The 21,723-nt window shown below is 46.9% G+C and carries 23 protein-coding genes; 14 read left to right on the top strand and 9 right to left on the bottom strand.

The features are described from left to right. Nucleotides 1-99: 99 nt before the first annotated feature. The gene (locus tag M1D59_RS20925; RefSeq protein WP_458117663.1) at nt 100-951 is read left to right on the top strand and encodes an NAD(P)H-hydrate dehydratase; all 852 of its coding nucleotides are present in this window, start codon (nt 100-102) and stop codon (nt 949-951) included. 37 nt (nt 952-988) lie between these two features. Here the strand turns inward: M1D59_RS20925 and M1D59_RS20920 are convergent, their stop codons facing one another. The 4 genes from M1D59_RS20920 to katA all read right to left on the bottom strand — a co-directional run bounded on the left by M1D59_RS20920 (nt 989) and on the right by katA (nt 5,302). Beyond that, nucleotides 989-2,014 (bottom strand): pectate lyase family protein, encoded by a 1,026-nt coding sequence (locus tag M1D59_RS20920; RefSeq protein ID WP_075212872.1) that lies wholly within the window; start codon nt 2,012-2,014, stop codon nt 989-991. 336 nt (nt 2,015-2,350) lie between these two features. Then, a complete protein-coding gene (gene hemH / locus M1D59_RS20915; RefSeq protein ID WP_458117662.1) occupies nt 2,351-3,304 on the bottom strand; it encodes a ferrochelatase in 954 nt (317 codons plus the stop codon). A gap of 6 nt (nt 3,305-3,310) precedes the next feature. Then, nucleotides 3,311-3,727 (bottom strand): Fur family transcriptional regulator, encoded by a 417-nt coding sequence (locus M1D59_RS20910; RefSeq protein WP_020453429.1) that lies wholly within the window; start codon nt 3,725-3,727, stop codon nt 3,311-3,313. Between the two features lie 117 nt (nt 3,728-3,844). After that, a complete protein-coding gene (gene katA / locus M1D59_RS20905; RefSeq protein WP_458117661.1) occupies nt 3,845-5,302 on the bottom strand; it encodes a catalase KatA in 1,458 nt (485 codons plus the stop codon). A gap of 184 nt (nt 5,303-5,486) precedes the next feature. Between katA and M1D59_RS20900 the strand changes: the two genes are divergently transcribed. Beyond that, nucleotides 5,487-7,085 carry a catalase gene (locus tag M1D59_RS20900; RefSeq protein ID WP_020453426.1) on the top strand — a complete coding sequence of 533 codons (1,599 nt, stop codon included), beginning with the start codon at nt 5,487-5,489 and terminating at the stop codon, nt 7,083-7,085. A 306-nt stretch (nt 7,086-7,391) separates the two neighbouring features. Further along, nucleotides 7,392-7,823 carry a hypothetical protein gene (locus M1D59_RS20895; protein WP_026580310.1) on the top strand — a complete coding sequence of 144 codons (432 nt, stop codon included), beginning with the start codon at nt 7,392-7,394 and terminating at the stop codon, nt 7,821-7,823. Between the two features lie 19 nt (nt 7,824-7,842). Here the strand turns inward: M1D59_RS20895 and M1D59_RS20890 are convergent, their stop codons facing one another. Continuing rightward, a complete protein-coding gene (locus M1D59_RS20890) occupies nt 7,843-9,054 on the bottom strand; it encodes an MFS transporter (protein WP_145625123.1) in 1,212 nt (403 codons plus the stop codon). Between the two features lie 153 nt (nt 9,055-9,207). On the opposite strand from M1D59_RS20890, the gene sigY reads away from it, so the two are divergent. The 7 genes from sigY (at nt 9,208) to M1D59_RS20855 (ending at nt 13,488) form a co-directional block, all read left to right on the top strand. Further along, nucleotides 9,208-9,741: an RNA polymerase sigma factor SigY gene (gene sigY, locus M1D59_RS20885; protein WP_023856948.1), complete on the top strand. Its 534-nt coding sequence runs from the start codon at nt 9,208-9,210 to the stop codon at nt 9,739-9,741. After that, entirely contained in the window at nt 9,738-10,061 is a 324-nt protein-coding gene (locus M1D59_RS20880; RefSeq protein WP_020453422.1) for a YxlC family protein, read from the top strand. The genes sigY and M1D59_RS20880 overlap by 4 nt, the downstream gene beginning before the upstream one ends. Further along, entirely contained in the window at nt 10,062-10,280 is a 219-nt protein-coding gene (locus tag M1D59_RS20875) for a hypothetical protein (protein WP_020453421.1), read from the top strand. Further along, complete coding sequence (locus tag M1D59_RS20870; RefSeq protein ID WP_020453420.1) at nt 10,277-10,489, top strand: PLD nuclease N-terminal domain-containing protein; 213 nt, start codon at nt 10,277-10,279, stop codon at nt 10,487-10,489. Before M1D59_RS20875 ends, M1D59_RS20870 begins: the two co-directional genes overlap by 4 nt. Beyond that, a complete protein-coding gene (locus M1D59_RS20865; RefSeq protein WP_020453419.1) occupies nt 10,489-11,376 on the top strand; it encodes an ABC transporter ATP-binding protein in 888 nt (295 codons plus the stop codon). The genes M1D59_RS20870 and M1D59_RS20865 overlap by 1 nt, the downstream gene beginning before the upstream one ends. Beyond that, entirely contained in the window at nt 11,373-12,149 is a 777-nt protein-coding gene (locus M1D59_RS20860; protein WP_145625121.1) for an ABC transporter permease, read from the top strand. The genes M1D59_RS20865 and M1D59_RS20860 overlap by 4 nt, the downstream gene beginning before the upstream one ends. Nucleotides 12,150-12,258: 109 nt before the next feature. Beyond that, complete coding sequence (locus tag M1D59_RS20855; protein WP_145625119.1) at nt 12,259-13,488, top strand: multidrug effflux MFS transporter; 1,230 nt, start codon at nt 12,259-12,261, stop codon at nt 13,486-13,488. Between the two features lie 40 nt (nt 13,489-13,528). On the opposite strand, the gene bslB (M1D59_RS20850) is transcribed toward M1D59_RS20855, so the two are convergent. Next, nucleotides 13,529-14,002: a biofilm surface layer hydrophobin BslB gene (gene bslB, locus M1D59_RS20850; RefSeq protein WP_023856950.1), complete on the bottom strand. Its 474-nt coding sequence runs from the start codon at nt 14,000-14,002 to the stop codon at nt 13,529-13,531. A 226-nt stretch (nt 14,003-14,228) separates the two neighbouring features. After that, complete coding sequence (gene bslB, locus M1D59_RS20845; RefSeq protein WP_023856952.1) at nt 14,229-14,813, bottom strand: biofilm surface layer hydrophobin BslB; 585 nt, start codon at nt 14,811-14,813, stop codon at nt 14,229-14,231. A gap of 318 nt (nt 14,814-15,131) precedes the next feature. Between bslB (M1D59_RS20845) and M1D59_RS20840 the strand changes: the two genes are divergently transcribed. The 4 genes from M1D59_RS20840 to M1D59_RS20825 all read left to right on the top strand — a co-directional run bounded on the left by M1D59_RS20840 (nt 15,132) and on the right by M1D59_RS20825 (nt 19,283). Continuing rightward, nucleotides 15,132-15,794, top strand: coding sequence for a rhamnogalacturonan acetylesterase (locus tag M1D59_RS20840; protein ID WP_035337979.1), 663 nt, complete (start codon nt 15,132-15,134; stop codon nt 15,792-15,794). A gap of 114 nt (nt 15,795-15,908) precedes the next feature. Beyond that, entirely contained in the window at nt 15,909-17,624 is a 1,716-nt protein-coding gene (locus M1D59_RS20835) for an ABC transporter ATP-binding protein (protein ID WP_458117660.1), read from the top strand. Between the two features lie 144 nt (nt 17,625-17,768). Beyond that, the gene (locus M1D59_RS20830; RefSeq protein ID WP_026580302.1) at nt 17,769-18,077 is read left to right on the top strand and encodes a PadR family transcriptional regulator; all 309 of its coding nucleotides are present in this window, start codon (nt 17,769-17,771) and stop codon (nt 18,075-18,077) included. A 12-nt stretch (nt 18,078-18,089) separates the two neighbouring features. After that, complete coding sequence (locus tag M1D59_RS20825; protein WP_458117659.1) at nt 18,090-19,283, top strand: chromate transporter; 1,194 nt, start codon at nt 18,090-18,092, stop codon at nt 19,281-19,283. Between the two features lie 42 nt (nt 19,284-19,325). Here the strand turns inward: M1D59_RS20825 and prpB are convergent, their stop codons facing one another. Next, nucleotides 19,326-20,243 carry a methylisocitrate lyase gene (gene prpB / locus M1D59_RS20820; RefSeq protein WP_458117658.1) on the bottom strand — a complete coding sequence of 306 codons (918 nt, stop codon included), beginning with the start codon at nt 20,241-20,243 and terminating at the stop codon, nt 19,326-19,328. A gap of 12 nt (nt 20,244-20,255) precedes the next feature. Continuing rightward, nucleotides 20,256-21,695: a bifunctional 2-methylcitrate dehydratase/aconitate hydratase gene (locus tag M1D59_RS20815; protein ID WP_144498531.1), complete on the bottom strand. Its 1,440-nt coding sequence runs from the start codon at nt 21,693-21,695 to the stop codon at nt 20,256-20,258. Nucleotides 21,696-21,723 lie beyond the last annotated feature (28 nt).

Here is a 21,723-nt window from a genome sequence, read left to right as displayed (position 1 = left end):
CTGCTTTTATTTTGCATGTTAAAGAGCGGTGAAGGGTATATTCAGTTAGTATTTAATTAAACGTTTGTTTAAACTTTGTATTGAAAGGTGTGATCCGGGATGTCTGCAGAACAATTGCCGATATGGACGAAAGACTGTGTGAAGGGCTCATTGCCGAAAAGGGGGAATGGAAGTCATAAAGGAACTTATGGAACCGGCCTTTTGCTCGCGGGAAGCGATGATATGCCGGGAGCGGCTCTCCTTGCAGGAATTGGGGCGATGCGGAGCGGTCTTGGAAAGCTTGTCATCGGAACGTGCGGAAGTGCCATTCCGTTGATCGTCCCCGTTCTCCCTGAAGCGACGTATTGGCGGGACGGCTTAGAAAAGGCGGCGTCCGGCGAGATTGCCGAACCTTACCGGGCGATTGCGATCGGGCCGGGGCTGCCGCCTTCGCAAATGACTGAGCAAGCGGTCCGGAATGTATTGACGAAAGACTGCCCGGTTGTCCTTGATGCGGGTGCTCTTTCAAAACGAACGTATCAAGAAAGGGAAGCACCGGTGATATTAACGCCGCATCCGGGGGAATTTTCGCAAATGACAGGCTTGTCCATTCAAGAAATTGAGACGAACCGGGCCGGTTATGCTCGAGATTATGCAGAGGAACACGGTGTTACTCTTGTATTGAAAGGCAATGAAACGATCATTGCTTTCCCGGATGGCAAGTGCTGGAGGAATGTAACGGGAAACGGGGCGCTGGCAAAGGGAGGAACCGGAGATACGTTAACCGGGATGCTTCTCGGAATGCTGTGCTGTCATGAGAATCCGAGAGAAGCGGTGTTGAATGCTGTCCACCTGCATGGCGCATGTGCTGACGCATGGACAAAGACCAGATCGGCCCATACGCTTCTCGCACATGAACTTTCCGATCTGCTGCCTACGGTTTGGAAAGCGTATGAGGATGGAAATGAGTGAAACGCTCGGAATGCCTCCGAACGTTTCACCTCAAAGTTTATGGATTGACTTTGCCGACTCCGGCATTTTGTTTGACGATTGATTTTACATTGTCGACATTGTCGAGTGAGTAGCTGTATGGCGGATTATAGGTTGTAGTAGAGGTAGTCGGCATGCTGCCCCTGGAGTTTATAAATTTGTTGTTGGATACATGCCAATAGCCTGGTGAACTGCTGTACCAAGAGACAATTGGATCTTTGGCGTTTTCAAAAAGGTTGTTCTCAATTTTGATACGTGCGCCCATTCTCGAATTAATTCCGCTGTCGATGATCTTATTGAAATAGTTGTTGTAAATGTGGCCCTCTCCGAAACGGAATGACGGCACCCGCGAATTCAGATTTTCGAACCAGTTATGGTGGAATGTAATCGTCCGGTTGTAATTGTCGCTGTCCGATGAGCCCATCAGCATGGATTTCCAGCCATCGTGCACATAGTTCCAAGAGAATGTAATATATTCGGCGTCTCTTTTGACGTCAAATAATCCGTCATAGTAATCTTTGTCAACGTTCAGGCTGTGGTAAAGCTCGTTATGATCAACCCAAATGTTTTTAGAAGGGCCTTCAATGCCGATCGCGTCTTTATCGCCGGAAGCTACTTCGTGAATTTTTAAGTTGCGGATGATGATGTTGTTGGCGCGCCATACTTTAATGCCGATGCCTTTGAGTTCGCCTTTGGTCCCTGACCCGACAATCGATACGTTTGACACGTCTTTGACGTCAATCTTTGATGCGGATGTATTTGAGGTTGTAATGGTGCCGTTGACATAAATTTTTAATGGCGTATTTGCATTCTTATTTTTTAATGCCGCAATGAGCTGATCTCCCGTTGTTACGGTTACCGTCTGACCGCCTTCTCCGCCTGTTGTTCCGCCGTTTAGTGTCGCGAAGCCTTTTAAGCTGAAATCGGCAAGCGGATTTACTTTGCCCGAGCTTAACGAAGAAGCTGCTTCTGCCGAAACCGCCGCTGTCAAAGACCCGATAACCCCTAATACAAAGATAAAGATGATGCTGATTAATTTCTTCACATTCATTCCTCCTATTCTTTTTTCATGCCGCCGCTATATAGGAAGCGCTTACAATTACGGCGGATGCCAAGTAATGGACACTGATGATCCCTCCCTTTTATTGGAATCAGAGAGAGCATAGCATACGTTTCTGAATAATCTGAATAATCATGATGTGAGTTGGATTTGCGAATAAGCTGGTGATTATGCCAAATGACACGAATCTGAGAATAAGCGCATTTTTAGTTGAAGGTCTTTCATCATAATGGTGCAAAAAAAAAGAATCTATGGAAATGAATAGCCATAGATTCTGCTTCTAAATCATGTTTTCTTCAGTTTTTCATTTTTCGGAGCGATTTACAGTCCCGCTTTCTCCTGTTCTGTGCTGTTGTATGTTCGCTCAACGACTGCGGCAAGCGTATCAATGAAGCGCGGATCGGTGTTCGGCATAGGCGGACGGTGATAGCTTGCGCCAAGCTCGTCCGTAACCGCTTTACACTCATAGTCGTTGTCATACAGCACTTCCAAGTGGTCAGAGACAAATCCGACCGGTGCGTAAATAAATGACCGGAAGCCTTCCTGATACAGTTCTTTTGTTAAGTCTTGGACATCCGGACCAAGCCACGGATCGGGTGTGTTGCCCTCACTTTGCCAGCCTACGGCGATCTGGTCAAACGACAGTTGTTCTCCGATTAGTTGGGCCGTTTTCTCGAGTTGATCCGGGTATGGATCTCCATGCTCCTTGATTTTTTCCGGCAGGCTGTGTGCTGAGCATACAAGAACCGCTTTTTTTCGTTCTTTTTCAGACATGCCGTTTAAAATGCTGCCGATTTCTTCAGACCAATAGCGAATAAAGCCTTCTTCCTGATACCATTCGTCAATCGATGCGATCCGGGGGCCGCCGATTGCTGCTGCGGCCTGTTTGGCGCGCCGATTGTATACTTCGGTACTGAAGGTGGAATAGTGGGGAGCTAAGACGACGGAAACGGCCGCTTCAATTTGGTCTTTTTTCATTTGTTCAACCGCATCCTCGATAAACGGAGAGATGTGTTTTAAGCCGAGATACATCACGTATTCGACCTCATCTTGGCGCTCGTTCAACGCTTTTTCCAGCTCTTTTGCCTGAGCGAGCGTAATTTCCGCGAGCGGAGAGATTCCGCCGATATGCTTGTAGCGTTTTTTCAAGTCTTCAATTATATCATCGGACGGCCGTTTTCCATGACGGATATGCGTGTAATACGGAATGATATCTTCTTCCTGATAAGGGGTTCCGTATGCCATGACTAACAGGCCGACTTTTTTTCGGTTCATATGTCTTCACCTCTGCTGCTGTTCTTGGCATGTTGTACAGATTCCGTAAATCCCTAAATAATGCGAGTTCACTTTAAAGTTCGTCAATTGTGCTGCTGCATGCTCAACCTCTTTGAGGTGAGGATAGTCCAGATCAGCGATTTTTCCGCATGATTTACAGACAACATGATAGTGCTCTGATGTAAATAATTCATATTTGCTTTTTGCGTCTCCATGGGACAGCTCTTTTAAAATGCCGAGCTTCACAAATAATTTCAAGTTGCTGTAGATTGTCGGGAGACTCATGTACGGCAATTCCCGGTGAATGTCTTCCGCCGATGGGTGGCCGCCCAGAGAAGCGATCGTTTTTAAAATCAGGACGCGCTGAGCCGTTATTCGTAAACCCCGCTTCTTTAAGAAAGGGACGAGCTGTTCGTCTTCCACACGTAACATCCCCTGTCGTTCTTTGATTAAGGTCAGGCACCCGCATGCTTAAGAAGACGGGTGCCTGTACCTGAGAAAATGAGAATATTCATTGAGAATGATTGAAATGATTTAGCCTTAAACTTCCTGCGGAACGGACAAGCCCAATCCTTCGGCAACTCGTGTGCCGTACTCCGGATCTGCTTTATAGAAATGCTGAATTTGCCGAAGCTTGATTTCGTCTTTTGTCACCTGCTTCATCGAACCTACGATATTGCTGACAAGACGAGTCCGCTCTTCTTCGCTCAAGAGGCGGTAAAGATCGCCAGCCTGTGTGTAGTGGTCGTTATGGTCGTAAGAAGTGCTGTCCGCCGAACCTGACACCGGATAAGCCGTTGTTTTGTTTTCAGGAGATTCCTGAGGGCCTCCGAAGCTGTTCGGTTCATAGTAGACAGAGCCCCCGCCGTTTGAATCAAAGCGCATTTGTCCGTCTCTTTGATAATTATGGACGTCCGCTTTCGGACGGTTGATCGGCAGGCTGTTATGGTTTGCGCCGACGCGGTAGCGGTGCGCATCCGCATATGCGAACAGGCGTCCCTGGAGCATTTTGTCGGGAGACGGTTCAATGCCGGGCACCAATGTTCCAGGGGAGAATGTAGCTTGTTCAACCTCTGCGAAATAGTTTTCCGGATTGCGGTTTAGAACCATGCGGCCGACTTCAATCAGTGGATAATCTTTTTGCGACCATACTTTTGTAACATCGAACGGATCAAAACGGTACGTATCCGCATCCTCCAGCGGCATGATTTGAACGTACAGCTTCCATGCCGGGAAGTCTCCTTTTTCAATCGCCTCATACAAGTCCTGTGTATGATAATCGGGGTTTTCACCTGCAATCTTTGTCCCCACTTCTTCGGTCAGGTTTTTAATGCCTTGTTCTGTTTTGAAGTGGTATTTGATCCAGACGCCTTCTCCTTCGGCATTCACCCATTTGAATGTGTGGGAACCGAAACCGTGCATGTGCCGGTAAGTGGCGGGGATGCCTCTGTCAGACATCAGGATGGTCACCTGGTGAAGGGACTCTGGAGACAATGACCAAAAATCCCATACGGCATCCGGGTTTTTCAAATGTGTGACCGGATGGCGCTTTTGTGTATGAATGAAATCAGGGAATTTAATCGCATCGCGAATAAAGAAAACAGGTGTGTTGTTTCCGACGAGATCATAGTTCCCTTCCTCTGTATAAAATTTAACAGCAAATCCGCGCGGGTCGCGGACGGAATCGGCTGAACCGTTTTCGCCTGCAACAGTGGAAAAACGGACGAATAACGGTGTGCGTTTTCCGACTTCTGATAAAAATTTGGCTTTTGTATATTTGGAAACGTCATTTGTGACTTCAAAGTAACCGTGCGCACCGGCGCCTTTTGCATGCACAACTCGTTCAGGCACACGCTCTCTGTTGAAGTGGGCGAGCTTTTCGAGCAAGTGGACGTCCTGAATCAGCGTCGGTCCGCGTGAACCAGCTGTCATTGAGTTTTGGTTGTCTCCAATGGGAGCGCCCCAGCTGGTTGTTAGGTTGTTTTTATTTGTCGTCATCAAAGGATCACCTCGCGTAAATTTTAATTACAAAACAATGATAACATTTCTCAAGAAAAAAACAATATTTATTTATAATAATTATAAATAAAAATTCATTATCGTTGATTAAATATATTAAAACTGAATAACTCCCTTCATTTGGGATAAGTTATTATTAATTCCAAATAAAGGAGGTACGGAGATGGATCAGCATTCAAACGAGCAGAAATCTGACATGGAGACGGATGAGACGTTAACGAACCGGCAGGGCCACCCGATCACAAACAATCAGCATATCAGGACCGTGGGCAACCGGGGGCCTTCCACATTGGAGAACTATGATTTCTTGGAGAAGATCAGCCACTTTGACAGGGAGAGGGTTCCCGAACGGGTCGTCCATGCCAGGGGGGCCGGAGCGCACGGCTATTTTGAAGCTTATGGAACAGCAGGCGATGAGCCGGTCTCAAAATATACGAGAGCAAAACTGTTTCAGGAAAAAGGGAAGAGAACCCCGGTGTTTGTCCGTTTTTCGACGGTGACCCACGGGATATCTTCACCGGAAACGCTTCGCGATCCCCGCGGATTTGCCGTTAAGTTTTACACGGAGGACGGGAACTGGGATCTAGTCGGAAACAACTTGAAGATCTTCTTTATCCGCGATGCGGTGAAGTTTCCTGATTTAATCCATGCATTTAAGCCGGACCCGGTTACGAATTTGCAGGATGGCGAAAGAATCTTTGACTTCATTTCCAACACGCCTGAAGCCATGCACATGATCACATTTTTGTTTTCTCCTTGGGGCATTCCGGCAAACTACCGGCAGATGCAGGGGTCCGGTGTCAACACGTACAAATGGGTAAACCAAGAAGGAGAAGCCGTCCTTGTGAAGTATCACTGGGAACCGAAGCAGGGCATAAAAAACTTGACGCAAAAAGAGGCGGAAGAAATTCAGGCGAAGAACTTCAATCACGCTACACAGGATTTATACGAAGCGATTGAGCGGGGAGACTATCCCGAGTGGGAGTTGTTCGTTCAAATCATGAGCGATGATGAGCATCCTGAACTCGATTTTGATCCGCTTGACGATACGAAGCTATGGCCTGAGGAGCAATTTCCTTGGCTTCCTGTCGGCAAAATGGTATTAAACAAAAATCCCGAAGACTACTTTACAGAAGTCGAGCAAGCGGCATTTGGAACAGGGGTTCTTGTCGACGGACTTGATTTTTCCGATGACAAAATGCTTCAGGGACGTACGTTTTCCTACTCTGATACACAGCGATACAGGGTAGGGGCCAACTATCTGCAGCTGCCGATCAATGCGCCGAAAAAAAGGGTGGCAACCAATCAGCGGGGCGGCCAGATGCAGTACAAGGTCGACTTAGGCAAAAATCAAAGCCCGCACATCAACTATGAACCTTCAACTATCAACGGGCTGAAAGAAGCGAAGCAGGACGGCAAAGAATATACCCCGCATGTCGAAGGAAATCTGGTGCGCGAAAGTATCGAAAGGCAGAATAATTTCAAGCAGGCCGGGGACACGTACAGGCATTTCGAAGACTGGGAAAAGGACGAGCTGATTACGAATCTGGTCAATACACTTGCCCCCTGCGATCAAAGAATTCAAACGAAAATGATCGAGATGCTCAAGCAATGCGACAAGGAATATGGCAGCAGGGTCGAAGAAGGATTAAAAAACGCTTCCAGCCAAAATACATCCAGCCGGGAGCCGATCGGGGCAGAAGGCGCCGAAGATGCGCCGAGACAGGCGGAAGAAAAAGGCCATAGTGAAGATCCTTATTAAAGGATCATCATTATCTATTCAAACTGATATTAAGATATGGATGCGCTTCAGCGTATCCTTTTTATTTTGGAATAATGGAGACAATCGGTTCAGCAGTGGAGGAAAAAGAAGAATACAGAAAGAGGCTTAGGGTGTTCGCTCCAATTTGTCGAGAAAATAACGAGCAAAAGAAGCTTATCCCCGCTTACTCCCTTTAACCAATATTTCCCTATATTCAACAAATGTACAAATCCACAACAAAGAAGCAAACGGAAAATATGGTAAAATTAAACATGTATAAAGAGTTGAAAAAAAGGAGGAGTTTTCATGTTGAAAAAGTTGGCAGCGGTCGTTTTCATGTTGGGAATCATGCTTTGCGGTGCTGGCGGAACGTCTGTTTTGGCATACGGAAAGTCAATTTCTCAGGAATCGATTCATCCCTACAGCACGGCATATACAGATGTCAAGGTGGTTGGCAAAACAGTCCGCTTTTATATTAAAGGATTGGAGAGTCCGTTTAATCAGACTTATTATGAAAGAGTCGCATGGACAAGCACTGATGAGGAGCCTGATACATTAAAGGACAACATTTTATCTGTGAAAATACCGGCAAAAACGGGAAGCAGGTATGAGGCAAACTCAAGCGAAAGGCTTGAGCTGATCAGAGAAAAGGTCAATTCAGGCGATATGGTTTACGGATGGGCAAAAGCGCAGAATGGCAATTGGTATCCTGCCGGCTCTGCTAAAATATCTTATTGAGCAAGGCAAAAAGCAGGCATCATCCCCGCCTGCTTTTTGTACGTATCGAAAACTGCTTTGAAACGAGCATCACTCCTGCCCCTGCTAATGACAAAGCCCCGGCAAACCAAAAAACCTCCCGCAGCCCGAACAGTTCAGCCGTTTTTCCCGCCACAACCGGTCCGAGAAAAAAACCGAGCGCATAAAAAGATTGATAGAAACCCATCACAGACATTTTGAGCTGAGGCGTACCAAGCTGGACGACTTTGCTGACCAAAAGCGGAAAAATAAACCCCAATGTCAGTCCTGTCACGGCGTGGATCACACACACTGCGAAAAGGTTCTCGGCGAACGGCAGCAAGGAAAAGAAAACAGCCGTTATCACATAAGATATCCATATCAGTGCATCGGCGGCCTTTACTTTGTAAAAGATACACCACACGGAAGCCAGCGTTTGCGGAACAAAAAAAGCGCACATAATCCAAATCAGCTGCTTCTCATCAATGCCGACCGATTCCGCGTAAATCGGTGTGAACCCGAACACGGTCATAAATAGCACGGCATGGGCTAAAAACGATAATGTTGTAATCGCTTTTAAATTAGGAAGACGCAACGTCTGTTTAACATAGTCTGACAAAGCCATCCCTTTGGCCGTATGGCGGGGGCCGTTATCTTTAATGTAAAATGACAGAATCAGCCCGATGCACGAAACGGCAACACCGATCCAAAACGGAAACATCCAGCCGAACAAATGGACGAGGTATCCGCTGACAGCCATGCTGACAAATTGGGGGAGAACCGTTAAAAACTGCAGGATGCCCATCGCTTTTGACGATTGATCTTTTGTGAAATACTGCGAGTATAAAACGGTTGCCATCACCCACATCGCCGCAGTCATACCGGCGAGCAGCCTGGCCGTGATCACCATGATGAACGAATCGGACAACAGAAATATGCAGCAGCTCAACAGAGACATTGCAAAGCCGCTGATCAACAGCTGTTTTCTAAGCGGCGAAAGAACATCTGACAGGATGCCGAACGGAAACCGCAGTAATATCTGGGTGACGCCGTAGCTTCCGAGTATTATTCCTATCGCTGAATATGAAAATCCGATGTTGTCTAAATATAATCCGAAAACAGGGACATAGATGTATGTAGCAAACCAGAAACAAAAGACGGCACCCCAAAAGATGATATGATCTTTCCTTAAAATTTGTTTTTCTTCATAGACGATTTGTTTTTGCAGTTCCATCCCTTTTTACTCACACCCCTTTAAATTCCAGTACATCATAAACCCCGCTCGGAAAACAAGATGATTTTTTATCTTATTGAAATACAATTGAACGGTTTGCTTGCAGCCGTCGTCCTAGATACAGAGACAAAAAGAAAGGGGGTAGGCGTTTTAGTGGATCAAGCAGATGAAAAAGAACTGATCATACGGGCAAAAGACGGGGAAGATGAGGCTTTTACGATACTGTTTCAGCTTCACTATCCTTTTGTATATCAATATGTTCTGAAATTAACGCTGAACCCAGATCTCACAGAGGACTTGGTCCAGGAAACGATGCTGAAAGCGTATGTCAGCCTTCATCAGTTTCAAGGCAACGCGAAATTTTCAACATGGCTGATTTCAATTGCTTCCCGGCTGTTTATCGACCATCAGCGCCGGAAAAAACGCGAAAACCGCAAAACGCAAGCAGCAGGAGAGGAAGCCTTGCGAAAAATGAAATGGAAGTCTGCCCTTCACGGCCACGAATGGAGCGAATACTTGGAGCTTTTTGCTGCTCTTGAGCCAGAGTTCAGAATGCCAATCTTGTTAAGGCACTATTACGGGTTTACTTATCCTGAAGTGGCAAACATGCTGAAAATAAAAGAAGGTACCGTCAAATCGCGCGTGCATCATGGATTAAAGAAGATTCGAAAGGAGTGGGGACAGTGAACGACCGAGACGAAAAAGAAACGATTACACAGTTGAAACGCGAACTCGAAAGAATGGATGATACTTTTGTGCCGCCGGTTCCTCAAGTATTTGAACTGAATCAGCGTTTAGCGCGGTTTAAGCAAGAACGCAAGCGGGCGCTCAAAAAGGAATTGCTTTGTTTTATCGTCATGGCGCTGGTGATTTTATCGGCTTACTTGACGATTTCCGTTCAAGTGCCGGCTGTTTTTATCATGGTGCAGGGTGCGGCGCTTATATTTCTGCCGGCGCTCGCCTTATTAGAAAAAAGGCGGCGTGCGGCTGACGGGGAGGCTGATTAAATGAATCTTGATATGACTCAGGAAAAATTGATGCTGCTGCTTTACATTTCACCGCTTTTATTTGCGCAGAGTATCTTTCTATTTCTTAATGCGAAGAAAAAAGGAGCCAATGCGTGGTTTTGGGGCATATGGGGCTTGATCCAAACACCGATGCCTTTATTATTCTATTATTTATTTGTTGTAAGGCCGTTTCATAAGAAAAGGAGGCCGTCATCATGACTGAAACAGATATACCTTGGGCGCTGCTCGCTCCTTTCATTGTTCTGTATTTCATTTTAGCAGTGTCCGCATTGGTCAATTGCATCAAACAGGAGAAAACGAATGGCCCAAAGTGGATGTGGATTTTGATCATTTTCGGGATCAGTTTTGTCGGTCCCGTCTCTTACTTTATCATCGGTAAAAAAACATATGAGAGGAGGCGGGTGTGATGCTGTCCGTCAATGGTTTAACAAAAATGTATCAGCAGCACCAAGCTGTCCGAAATGTCAGCTTCGACCTTGAATATCAGCAATGCGTTGCCCTTCTCGGGCCGAACGGAGCGGGAAAAACGACGACATTGCAAATGCTTTCCGGTTTATTGGCGCCTACATCAGGAGGCATCCGCTTTTTGGGGAGGGAATCGATAAACAGGCTGGAAATCGGATATTTGCCTCAGCATCCTGCGTTTTTTTCATGGATGACAGCTTTGGAATATATGGTGTTTGCTGCAAGACTTTCTAAAATGAAACGTCGTGAAGCCCTGGAAAAGAGTCGAACCGCTTTGCGCTATGTCGGTCTGGAAAAGGAAGAAGACCGGAAAATCAGCGGTTTTTCAGGAGGAATGAAGCAAAGGCTCGGGCTTGCGCAGGCTTTGGTTCATGAGCCGAGCCTGTTGATTTTGGATGAACCTGTTTCTGCGCTCGATCCGGCGGGGCGGCGCGAAGTCCTTGATATGATGAAAGAATTAAAAAAGAAGATGACAATTCTATTTTCGACTCATGTGCTGCATGATGCCGAAGAGGTGTGCGATCAAGTGATCATGCTGAAAGAAGGGGCTGTCAAATGGTCAGGTCCGCTTCACAGATTGAAGAATCGGCATTTAAAGCCATCTTATATCCTGACAGCTGAAGAGAGCCTTGAAGGATGGCTGGAACACCTGCCTTATGTCAGCAAAGTCGTGTATCATAAGCCTTCACAAGCTGAATTTTATTTAACAGATCGGTCTGACAGCCGCCGGCTGTTGGCTGAATGCTTGAGCAGGCAAGTATCGATTGTTCGTTTTGAACAAAAAACGATGTCCTTGGAAGATATGTATTTGAAGGTGATGGGGCTATGAATTCATTTTTTATGTTATTTCAAAAAGAATGGACGGAAAGCTGGAGGGACGGAAAGCTGCTTTGGCTGCCAGTCATTTTGATCCTTCTGGGCTTGATTCAGCCGCTCACCCTGTATTATATGCCTCAGATTATCGATATGGCCGGGAATTTGCCTGAGGGAGCTGTGATCGACATACCAAAGCCGGGAAGTGAAGAGGTGATGGCGAGCACCTTGTCCCAGTTCGGCACGATTGGTACTGCAATTTTCGTTTTCAGTGTGATGGGCAGCATTGTCCACGAACGAAACCAAGGATCCCTTTCATTGGTGATGGCGAGACCTGTCAGCCCGCTGCAGTATATCGGCAGCAAGTGGCTTCAGCAGGTGCTGCTCGTATTGGTTTCGTTTGCTGTGAGCTACGGGTTAGCTTTTTATTATACAAACCTTCTATTCGGAAAGGTTGAATTTGACCGGTTCTTATTTAGTTTATTCGTGTACAGTATATGGATTGTATTTGTCATGTCGGTCACGATGTTTTTCGGTGCCCTGTTTCGCCGTATCGGGGGGATTGCCGGCATGAGCATCAGTTCCATCGCCTTCGTTTCACTGGCGGGTTCCTTATTTCCCCGTTTTACCGAATGGATGCCTGATAAGGCGAAAAGCCAGGCTGACTATTTTATCATGCACGGTTCATGGGATAATGCTTTCGGCTGGATGGTGTTTTCGTCTTTGGGAATTGTGCTTCTTTTGTTCATGTGCACCGTTTTTGTTTTTAAAAGATATGAATCTTACTAATCAGCCGGGCTTGCCCGGTTTTTCTAATTGTTATCTTCATAGCTTAAGGTGTACAATACATTGGAAGGTTTCGAGGGCGTATTTCAAAATATAAAAAAGGAGTGATCCAATGGGTACGCTTAACAGCCAGGCAGATCTTGCGGCTCAGTCAAAAGCTAAGCCGAACAGGGTATGGATCGCTGTCATATTGGGTATTTTATCGGGAATCGGTCCGGTTGTGATCGATTTATATTTGCCCGGCCTTCCACAGATGGCATCTGATTTACATACGAATGCTTCCGTCGTTCAGCTCAGTTTAACATCGTGTTTACTGGGGCTGGCAATCGGCCAAATTGTCATCGGTCCTTTCAGCGATGTCCTTGGAAGAAGGCTCCCGCTGATCGTTTCGCTGTCCGTTTTTGCCGCGGCCTCATTTTTATGTGCTATGACATCCTCTGTATGGCTCTTGATTGCGATGCGCTTTATTCAAGGTGCAGCGGGTGCAGGCGGCATCGTCATATCACGCGCGATTGCCCGTGATCTATATTCTGGTACAGAATTGACAAAGTTCTTTTCGCTCTTGATGCTGGTTAACGGGATTGCGCCTATCATATCCCCGGTAGCGGGCGGCCAGCTGATGAAATGGACGACTTGGAACGGCGTATTTTTCATTATCGGCCTTTTTGGCTTGCTGATGATTTTGTCCGTGATATTCGGGGTGAAAGAGTCGCTGTCTCCGGAAAACCGCACGGCAGGCGGGTTTAAAGAGACGTTTGTATCATTTGGAAGGCTCTTCGGCCAGCGCACATTTATGGGATACGCTTTGGCGCAAGGGCTGATCGTAGCGGGGATGTTCGGCTATATATCGGCCTCTCCGTTTGTTTTGCAGGACATTTACAAATTGTCGGCGCAAGCCTTTAGTTTTTGTTTCGCATTAAACGGCTTGGGCATCATTATCGCGGCCCAGATTACGGGCAGGCTTGCCGGCCGGTTCGGCGAAGCTTCCCTTTTGCGGAGCGGTTTGCTGCTGTCTTTTACCGCAAGCGTTGTTTTATTTGTTTCTGTCTTTTTCAAAGCACCGCTGATTCTGATTTTAATTCCGCTGTTTGTCGTGGTTTCCTGCATCGGAATCGTGACGACGACCAGCGGATCCTTAGCGATGCAGAGCCAGGGTAAATCGGCCGGAAGCGCATCTGCGCTTTTAGGACTGCTTCCGTTTATTTTAGGAGCTGCCGCGGCGCCGCTCGTCGGTATTGGCGGAAGCCATACAGCTTTACCGATGGCAGTCGTCATTCTGTTTTGCAATATAAGCGCGCTCGCTTGTTTTAACATGCTGGTTCGGCGGGCAGCGCTTAAATGAAAAAAGCCTGCCGGTTCTTTTGCCGGCAGGCTGAAATGTTTTAGCGTGGCAGGATATCAACTGTAGCTTCAGCGTGGTTGTAGTTTCGTCCGAACTTTTGCAGCTCCGCAGTGACTCTGTGGGTTCCTGCGTTTGGAAGCGTTTTCCGAACCATGACCAGTTTGAACGCAGAAGAGCTGAAAGCATAAACCGGCACTCTGACGGTTTGCCCGTCATTTAAAATTTGTGTATAGTTCAGTGTTCTGCCGTTCAGCGAATCTCTTGTGTTCGCATGGAAGCGGTATGGAAAGTTAAATTCAACATAGCTTGCACCGACAAAAGAGTTCGGTTTGTAAGTGACTTCAATGTCTGAGGTTGTCCACTCTTTGTTGCTGTCAACCGTTTCGACATGAAGCGTCGGAGCGTTTCTGAAAAAAGTGGCGCTCGCTTCCTCCGTCGGAAGAATGAAAGAAAACAATGCTGCTGAAGTTAATAGCCCGACTCCCATTTTACCGATAAATTTACGTTTTAACATGTACTTCCCCCTCCTAATGAATGTTGTTAAAAAAGATGAAAAAGGAAAAAATAAGTTCATCATCTACTATATTCCTTTTCCTGCTCCATCAATCTATCACCGTTTACCATTCAAGTAAATATTTTTTGAGAAAAATTCTAAAAACTTTTAAAAAATGCATGATATGTAAAGGGAAATACAGCAGAACGGCTGCCGGCAAATTGATGCCGGCAGGCCGAACATTGATTTAACGAGGAACAATCTCCAAAGTTGTTTCAGCATGGTTGATGTTTTTTCCATTTTGTTGCAGTTCAGCAGTAATTCTGTGAGTCCCTGCATTTGGGAGCGTTTTCCGAACCATCACTAATTTGAACTCAGAAGAGCTTAAAGCATAGACGGGAACTCGGACCGTTTGTCCATCATTTAAAATTTGTGTATAGTCAAGTGTTTTTCCATTTAGTGTATCTCTTGTGCTTGCATGAAAACGGTATGGAAAATGAAATTCAACATAGCTTGAACCGACAAAAGTGTTTGGTTTATAAGTAATTTCGATGTCAGAAGTTGACCACTCTTTATTGCTGTTAATGGTTTTTGCCTCAAGCACAGGCTTCTGAGTCGGGTTATCCGGTTGCGGATAATCCGGCTGCGGTTTTTGAGGCGGCTGCGGCTTAGGCCACGGCTTGAATGGCGGCGGACAAAAGATCGGTCCTCTAAAATGATTTGTTTTCACCTCTTGGGCATTTGCCCCTTGGGTAGGAATGATAAATGAAAACAATGCTGCAGAAGCTAATAGACCAACACTGATTTTGCGAATGAATTTTCGTTTAAGCATCGATAAGTTCCTCCTAAATGCAATGTTAAAGTTAAAAAGTAGAGGACGTCCCATTATTTTCAAGAAAAGGTAGAAACGAGATCGCGATCAACTATATTCCTTTTCTTGTTTACTTAATCTATCACCATTTACCATCCAAGTAAATATTTTTAGATAAATTTCTAAAAAAAATTAGTATAAATTGATAGTTTTTTATCAATTTATAGCCTTTTTTATAAAAAGGAGTCGTATAAAGAACAAAATGGGCAAATATGTATGTTGGGTTGCGATTCTTTGAGGGGCCTTTTAATATAAAACAAAATGGAATGAGGGGGATGGATAATGAGAGACGTTCAGTTGTTTTTGGCCGGGGATTCAACGGTTTGCGATTATGATAGCGACAGGGCGCCGCGTGCAGGCTGGGGACAGAAAATTGGCGCGTTTTTAAGAGACGGTGTTTTGATCCGCAATGAAGCGGCATCAGGGAGAAGTTCAAAAAGCTTTATTGAAGAAGGCAGGCTGGAGCGAATCATGACACAGATCCGAAGCGGCGATTATTTGTTTGTCCAGTTTGGTCATAACGACCAAAAGCCGGATGATCGCTATACAGAGCCATATACGACTTACAAGCAGCACTTGCGCCGGTATATAGATGACGCCCGGTTAAAAAAAGCCAATCCGGTCCTCATTACACCGGTCCAGAGAAGATCATTTGAAAGCGACGGCCGGTTCAAAAATACCCACGGCGACTATCCTGATGCGATGATACAGCTTGCGGAAGAGCTTCGGGTGCCGCTCATCGATCTCGCCTCCAAAAGCCGTCAATTGCTTGAATCGCTGGGCCCGGAAGCTTCCAAAAAGCTGTTTTTATGGCTTGAACCGGGGGAACAACCCAACTATCCGGACGGAGCCAGGGATGACACCCATTTTTGCGATTTCGGTGCAAATGAGATGGCTAAGCTTGTTGCACAGGGAGCAAAAGAAACGGGAATTCCTTTATAAAACAGTCTACTTGAGAATAATTTTCAATTATTTTTCAAAATTTTTGCACTTCCGATGCCAAACTGTGATACGATCAATCTCGTAAAGATTCTCAAAAGGAGTGCACATCATCTTATGATACGCCGCTTTTTTTCATACTATAAACCTCATAAACGTCTGTTCTTCATCGATTTCAGCAGTGCGATCATCGTCGCAGTGCTTGAGCTGGCTTTTCCCCTAGTCGTTCAGTGGTTCATCGATACGCTGATTCCCGGGGGAGACTGGCTTGAAATTGTCTGGGTAAGCATCGGCCTCTTACTGATTTATTTGCTCAGCACGGGCCTGCAATACATTGTCAATTATCTCGGGCATAAGCTCGGCATCAATATTGAAACGGATATGCGCCAGGAGCTTTTCCAACATGTACAGCGCCAATCTTTCCGATACTTTGACAATACAAAAACTGGACATATCATCAGCCGCATCACAAATGATCTGTTTGATATCGGAGAGCTGGCCCATCACGGACCGGAGGATTTGTTCATCGCCGTGATGACCTTTTTCGGTGCATTTTGGATCATGCTGACGATTAATGTGAAGCTTGCCTTGGTTGCTGTTCTGTTTGTGCCGTTATTGATTATTTTAATCACTTATTCAAATATCAGGATGAACCGCGCTTGGCGCCAGATGTACAGCGAAATCGCCGATGTTAACGCCAGGGTTGAGGACAGCGTCTCAGGCGTTCGCGTCGTTCAATCTTTTACGAATGAGCACTTTGAGATTTCCCGGTTTTTAAAGAACAATCAAAAGTTCCGCAAGGCGAAGCTGAAAGGCTACAAAACGATGGCTCTCACGACTGCCGGGACCTTTTTGATGACGCGGCTGATGATTCTGGCAGTGCTTGTGTACGGAGCTTGGCTCAGTTTTTCCGGAAATATGTCCTACGGGGAATTCGTCGGGTTTGTTCTTTATGTCAACGTGTTGTTTAAGCCGATTGATAAAATCAGCGCCATTTTGGAGCTTTATCCGAAAGGAATGGCAGGATTTAAGCGGTTTACGGAGTTGATCGATACAAAGCCGCAGATTGTCGACCGCAAAGATGCGATTGATGTTCCGCTGTTGGAAGGAAACATCGTCTTCAAGAATGTGACGTTCGGCTATGAAAAACATAAACCTGTTCTGCAAGGCGTCGATCTGTCAATTACAGCCGGAGAAACGGTCGCTTTTGTCGGCCCTTCGGGAGCGGGCAAAACGACGATCAGCTCGCTGATTCCGCGTTTTTATGATATAGACGGCGGGTCTATCACAATTGACGGCATCGATATTCGCGACATGACAAAACGTTCTCTCCGTTCGCAAATCGGCATCGTCCAGCAGGATGTGTTTCTTTTTACGGGGACGCTCCGCGAAAACATCGCCTACGGAAAACTGGATGCGACAGATGAAGAGATTCAGCGGGCCGCCAAAATGGCGCATTTAGAACAGCTGATCGAGTCGCTCTCGGACGGTTATGAGACCCAAGTCGGCGAAAGAGGGCTGAAGCTGTCAGGGGGCCAAAAGCAAAGGATCGCAATCGCCAGGATGTTTCTTAAAAATCCGCCGATTCTCATATTGGACGAAGCCACATCAGCACTTGACACAGAGACGGAGCAGGTGATTCAAAACGCTTTGACAGAGCTCGCAAAAGACAGGACGACGCTTGTCATTGCTCACAGACTTGCTACGATCCGCAATGCCGACCGGATTGTGGTCGTGACAGAAAACGGAATCGCAGAAGAAGGAACACATGATGAACTGGTTGAGCGCGGCGGTATTTTTGCGAATCTTCATCGTGTACAGTATCAGTCGTAAATGTTTGAAACAGGCAAGCCCATGTTTGGGCTTGTTTTTTTAATGGCAAAAGACCTTGAAAAGAGAGAGAACCGATGCTACACTTTCGTTATAAACTGTCGATATCGGATTTCGATATTGAGTTTCGTTAAAGGGGGTGCGGTATTGGAAGATAAAGTATTGCGAAAGCTATTTCTGGGATTTATTCAAATTCATATTTTGCACCACGCCAGCGAACATCCGATTTTCGGCTTGTGGATGCTTGAGGAATTGAAAGAGCACGGATATAACATCAGTGCGGGAACGCTGTATCCGATCCTTCATTCAATGGAATCTGACGGACTTCTTCGAAAAGAAGAACAGAATGTGGACGGGAAAATCAGAAAATACTACTCAACTACGGAAAAAGGAGTAAGCGTACTGAAGGAAGCAAGGTTGAAAGCATATGAACTGTTTAAAGAAATTAAAGAATAGAGGAGTGAAATGATGACAAAGCATAAAGCGGACAGAAGCTTGAGGTCGCTGCTTGAAATTCTATTTGTTTCAACCAGGCTTGGATTGACATCGTTCGGAGGCCCGATCGCCCATTTGGGATATTTTCATGCCGAATATGTCCGCAAAAGAAAATGGATGGACGAAAAAAACTATGCCGATCTGGTCGCTTTATGCCAGTTCCTGCCCGGCCCTGCCAGCAGCCAGGTGGGGATCGGAATCGGCGTCATGCGAGCCGGCATCATTGGAGGCATCCTAGCGTTCATCGGGTTTACTCTCCCATCTGTCATAGCACTCGTATTATTTGCTATGATTCTGCAAGGCTTCGATATCGGGACAGCCGGCTGGATTCATGGGTTGAAAATCGTAGCCGTAGCCGTAGTCGCCCATGCTGTTTTGGGGATGGCGCAAAAGCTGACACCTGATAAAAGGCGCAAGGCGATCGCGCTGTTTGCTCTAGTCGCCACCCTTCTCTGGCAGACGGCTTTTACACAGGTCGGAGTCATCCTGCTCGCCGCTTTCGCCGGTTATCTCATCTATAAAGAGCAAGTTGAGACAGATGATTCTGTCATGCGGTTTCCAGTGTCGCGCCGTTTTGCGGCGGTTTGTCTCAGCTTGTTTTTCGGGCTTCTCATACTGCTGCCGATGCTCAGAGAACTGACATCTTCCAGCTGGATTGCCATGTTTGACAGTTTTTACAGGTCGGGTTCTTTAGTCTTCGGCGGAGGGCATGTGGTCCTGCCGTTATTAGAACGGGAATTTGTTCCGACGGGCTGGTTAAGCGAAGAGGCATTTTTAGCCGGGTATGGAGCCGCTCAAGCTGTTCCGGGGCCTTTGTTTACATTCGCTGCATATCTTGGTGCGGTGATCAACGGTTGGCAAGGCGGATTGCTCGCCACAGCGGCGATTTTTCTGCCGGCATTCCTGCTGATTCTGGGGACGCTGCCCTTCTGGGATACGCTGCGCCGCAATCCTAAAGTGAAAGGCGCTTTAATGGGAGTGAATGCAGCCGTTGTGGGAATATTGATTTCCGCGTTTTATCAGCCGATCTGGACCAGCTCGATATTGGCGCCGGTCGATTTTGCATTCGCCGCGGTTTTATTCAGCCTGCTTGTCTACTGGAAGCTTCCGCCGTGGATCATCGTTGCGGCCGGTGCTGCCGGCGGTGCATTGATGCAATTGCTGTAAATGGAGAAGGCTGCCGACAATTCGGCAGCCTTTTTTCTCGTATTAACGGTGTTCTTTTCCGATTTCGGGAAGCACCGTTTTGGCGATATTTTCGTCCAATTTTTCATAGTCGTAGTATTGAATCGCATCATATAATTCTTCGCGCGTCTGCATGTCATCGAGCACACCCTTTTGCGTGCCTTTTTCGAAAATTTCTGCGAAGACCCGTTCATAAGCTTTTGCGGCAGCGCGCAGGGAGGTTACCGGGTAAATAACCATGCTGCAGCCGAGCATTTGGAATTCGGCAGCCGTGTAATAAGGCGTTTTTCCGAATTCGGTCATATTGGCGAGGAGCGGCGCTTTAATGGATGAGGCCATTTCCTTGAACTCGGCTGCGCTCGTTAATGCTTCCGGAAAGATGGCATCGGCTCCCGCGTCGGCATATAAATTGGCGCGTCTGACGGCGGCCTCCATTCCTTCCGCTGCTTTTGCATCCGTGCGTGCCACAATGACGAGTGAAGGGGCGGTTTCTTTTATCGCTCTAATTTTTGCGATCATGTCTTCTGCCGGGACAAGCGTCTTTCCATTTAAATGTCCGCATTTTTTAGGCAGCTGCTGATCTTCGATTTGAACGGCTGCGACCCGGCTTTCAGCCATTTCGGCCGCCGTGCGCGCCGCATTTAGGACACCGCCGTAGCCGGTGTCGATATCGACCAAAAGCGGAAGATTTGCGGCTCTCACAAGTTCGCTGGCTTTTTCAGCGATTTCCTGGGAATGAATCATTCCGAGGTCAGGGAGTCCGCGGCTTGCCGTGTAGGCTGCCCCGGAGAGGTAGAGCGCTTTGAAGCCGATGTTTTTTGCGGTAATGGCTGCCATCCCGTCATGAACGCCTGGTATTTTCAAAATATCAGGCGCTTTCATCAGCTTTCTGAATGTATTGGCCAGTTCTTCCTGAGTTGATTGTTTCGAGACAATCCACATATTCAAAACCTCCTAAATCACAAACAATTCCATAAAGTCCGGCACAGGTGTACCGCTTAATTGGCGAGGGTCATTCAGCAGGGCGTTGATTCGCTCCGCTTGCCCCGCCGGAAAGCGCGTTTTTAAGTTATTGGTGAATTTTTCTTTTAACAGCGGGATGCCTTCGTTGCGGCGGCGCCGATGACCAATCGGGTATTCGACCGCGATTTTTTCCGATTGTGTGCCGTCTTTGTAAAACACTTGAACAGCGTTGGCGATCGAGCGTTTTTCCGGGTCGAGATAATCGGTAGAATACTGTTTGTTTTCGACTGTGGTCATTTTTTCGCGCAGTCTGTCGATTTCCGGATTTTGCGCGGTTTCGTCTTCGTAATGGTCAGCGGTAATATCGCCGTAGATCAGCCCGATCGCTGTTATATACTGAAGGCAGTGATCACGGTCAGCCGGATTGTGTAATTCTCCTGTTTTGTCGATAATCCGGATGGCCGATTCGTGCGTCGTGATCACGATTTGATCGATGTTATCAAGTCTGTTCTTCACTTCAGGGTGAAGCTTGATCGCGGCTTCAGCAGCCGTTTGTGCGTGGAATTCCGCCGGATACGAAATTTTAAAAAGGACATTTTCGATGACATAAGAGTCGAGCGGTCTGGCGAGCGTCAATTCTTTTCCGCCGAATAAGACATCCTGAAAACCCCACATTGGAGCGGACAAAGCGGTTTTATATCCCATTTCGCCCTTCAAGGTCATCATTGCGAGCCTCACGCCGCGGCTTGTCGCATCACCGGCTGCCCAGGACTTTCGCGAACCGGTATTCGGAGCGTGACGGTACGTCCGCAGGCTTGAATTATCGACCCAGGCTTGGGAGACGGCATTGACAACATCCTGTTTTGTCCCCCCCAATAGTGAGCATGCCACAGCAGTGGAGGCGACTTTTACAAACAGCACATGGTCAAGCCCGTTTCTGTTTAAGCTGTTCTCGAGAGCAAGGACGCCTTGGATTTCATGAGCCTTCACAATTGCCGTTAATACATCGTGAATGGTGAGCGGTTCCTTGCCCGCCGCGAGCCGCTGCCTGCTGACATAGTCAGCGCAGGCTAAAATCGCTCCAAGGTTATCTGACGGGTGGCCCCATTCGGCTGCCAGCCATGTGTCATTATAATCGAGCCAGCGAACCATGCAGCCGATATTGAAGGCTCCGTGAACAGGATCGAGCTCAAATTGCGTTCCCGGGACGCGGGTGCCGTTCGGGACGACGGTACCCGGGGCAATCGGGCCGAGATGTTTGGCGCATTCCGGGTATTTGAGCGCCAAAATGCCGCAGCCCAGTGTATCCATTAAGACGTAGCGGGCGGTTTCAATCGCTTCTTCGCTTGAAATCTTGGCATTTACCGTATAGTCTGCGATCTCTTCCAGCAATTGATCGCAATTTTGGAGCGTTTGACTTTCTGTTTTCATAACATTTATCTCCCTTCTTTCTGAATCA

The organism is Bacillus sp. PK6-026, from assembly GCF_054161455.1.
The sequence above is the reverse complement of the archived record's forward strand: the minus strand, read 5'-3'. Positions and strand labels throughout refer to the sequence as shown.

What these genes read in the sequence shown, in the direction of transcription:
- M1D59_RS20925 (WP_458117663.1), top strand. Translation starts at nt 100, where the DNA reads ATGTCTGCAGAACAATTGCCGATATGGACGAAAGACTGTGTGAAGGGC.
- hemH (WP_458117662.1), bottom strand. Translation starts at nt 3,304, where the DNA reads ATGAACCGAAAAAAAGTCGGCCTGTTAGTCATGGCATACGGAACCCCT.
- katA (WP_458117661.1), bottom strand. Translation starts at nt 5,302, where the DNA reads ATGACGACAAATAAAAACAACCTAACAACCAGCTGGGGCGCTCCCATT.
- M1D59_RS20900 (WP_020453426.1), top strand. Translation starts at nt 5,487, where the DNA reads ATGGATCAGCATTCAAACGAGCAGAAATCTGACATGGAGACGGATGAG.
- M1D59_RS20895 (WP_026580310.1), top strand. Translation starts at nt 7,392, where the DNA reads ATGTTGAAAAAGTTGGCAGCGGTCGTTTTCATGTTGGGAATCATGCTT.
- M1D59_RS20890 (WP_145625123.1), bottom strand. Translation starts at nt 9,054, where the DNA reads ATGGAACTGCAAAAACAAATCGTCTATGAAGAAAAACAAATTTTAAGG.
- M1D59_RS20875 (WP_020453421.1), top strand. Translation starts at nt 10,062, where the DNA reads ATGAATCTTGATATGACTCAGGAAAAATTGATGCTGCTGCTTTACATT.
- M1D59_RS20870 (WP_020453420.1), top strand. Translation starts at nt 10,277, where the DNA reads ATGACTGAAACAGATATACCTTGGGCGCTGCTCGCTCCTTTCATTGTT.
- M1D59_RS20865 (WP_020453419.1), top strand. Translation starts at nt 10,489, where the DNA reads ATGCTGTCCGTCAATGGTTTAACAAAAATGTATCAGCAGCACCAAGCT.
- M1D59_RS20860 (WP_145625121.1), top strand. Translation starts at nt 11,373, where the DNA reads ATGAATTCATTTTTTATGTTATTTCAAAAAGAATGGACGGAAAGCTGG.
- M1D59_RS20855 (WP_145625119.1), top strand. Translation starts at nt 12,259, where the DNA reads ATGGGTACGCTTAACAGCCAGGCAGATCTTGCGGCTCAGTCAAAAGCT.
- bslB (WP_023856950.1), bottom strand. Translation starts at nt 14,002, where the DNA reads ATGTTAAAACGTAAATTTATCGGTAAAATGGGAGTCGGGCTATTAACT.
- bslB (WP_023856952.1), bottom strand. Translation starts at nt 14,813, where the DNA reads ATGCTTAAACGAAAATTCATTCGCAAAATCAGTGTTGGTCTATTAGCT.
- M1D59_RS20835 (WP_458117660.1), top strand. Translation starts at nt 15,909, where the DNA reads ATGATACGCCGCTTTTTTTCATACTATAAACCTCATAAACGTCTGTTC.
- M1D59_RS20825 (WP_458117659.1), top strand. Translation starts at nt 18,090, where the DNA reads ATGACAAAGCATAAAGCGGACAGAAGCTTGAGGTCGCTGCTTGAAATT.
- prpB (WP_458117658.1), bottom strand. Translation starts at nt 20,243, where the DNA reads ATGTGGATTGTCTCGAAACAATCAACTCAGGAAGAACTGGCCAATACA.
- M1D59_RS20815 (WP_144498531.1), bottom strand. Translation starts at nt 21,695, where the DNA reads ATGAAAACAGAAAGTCAAACGCTCCAAAATTGCGATCAATTGCTGGAA.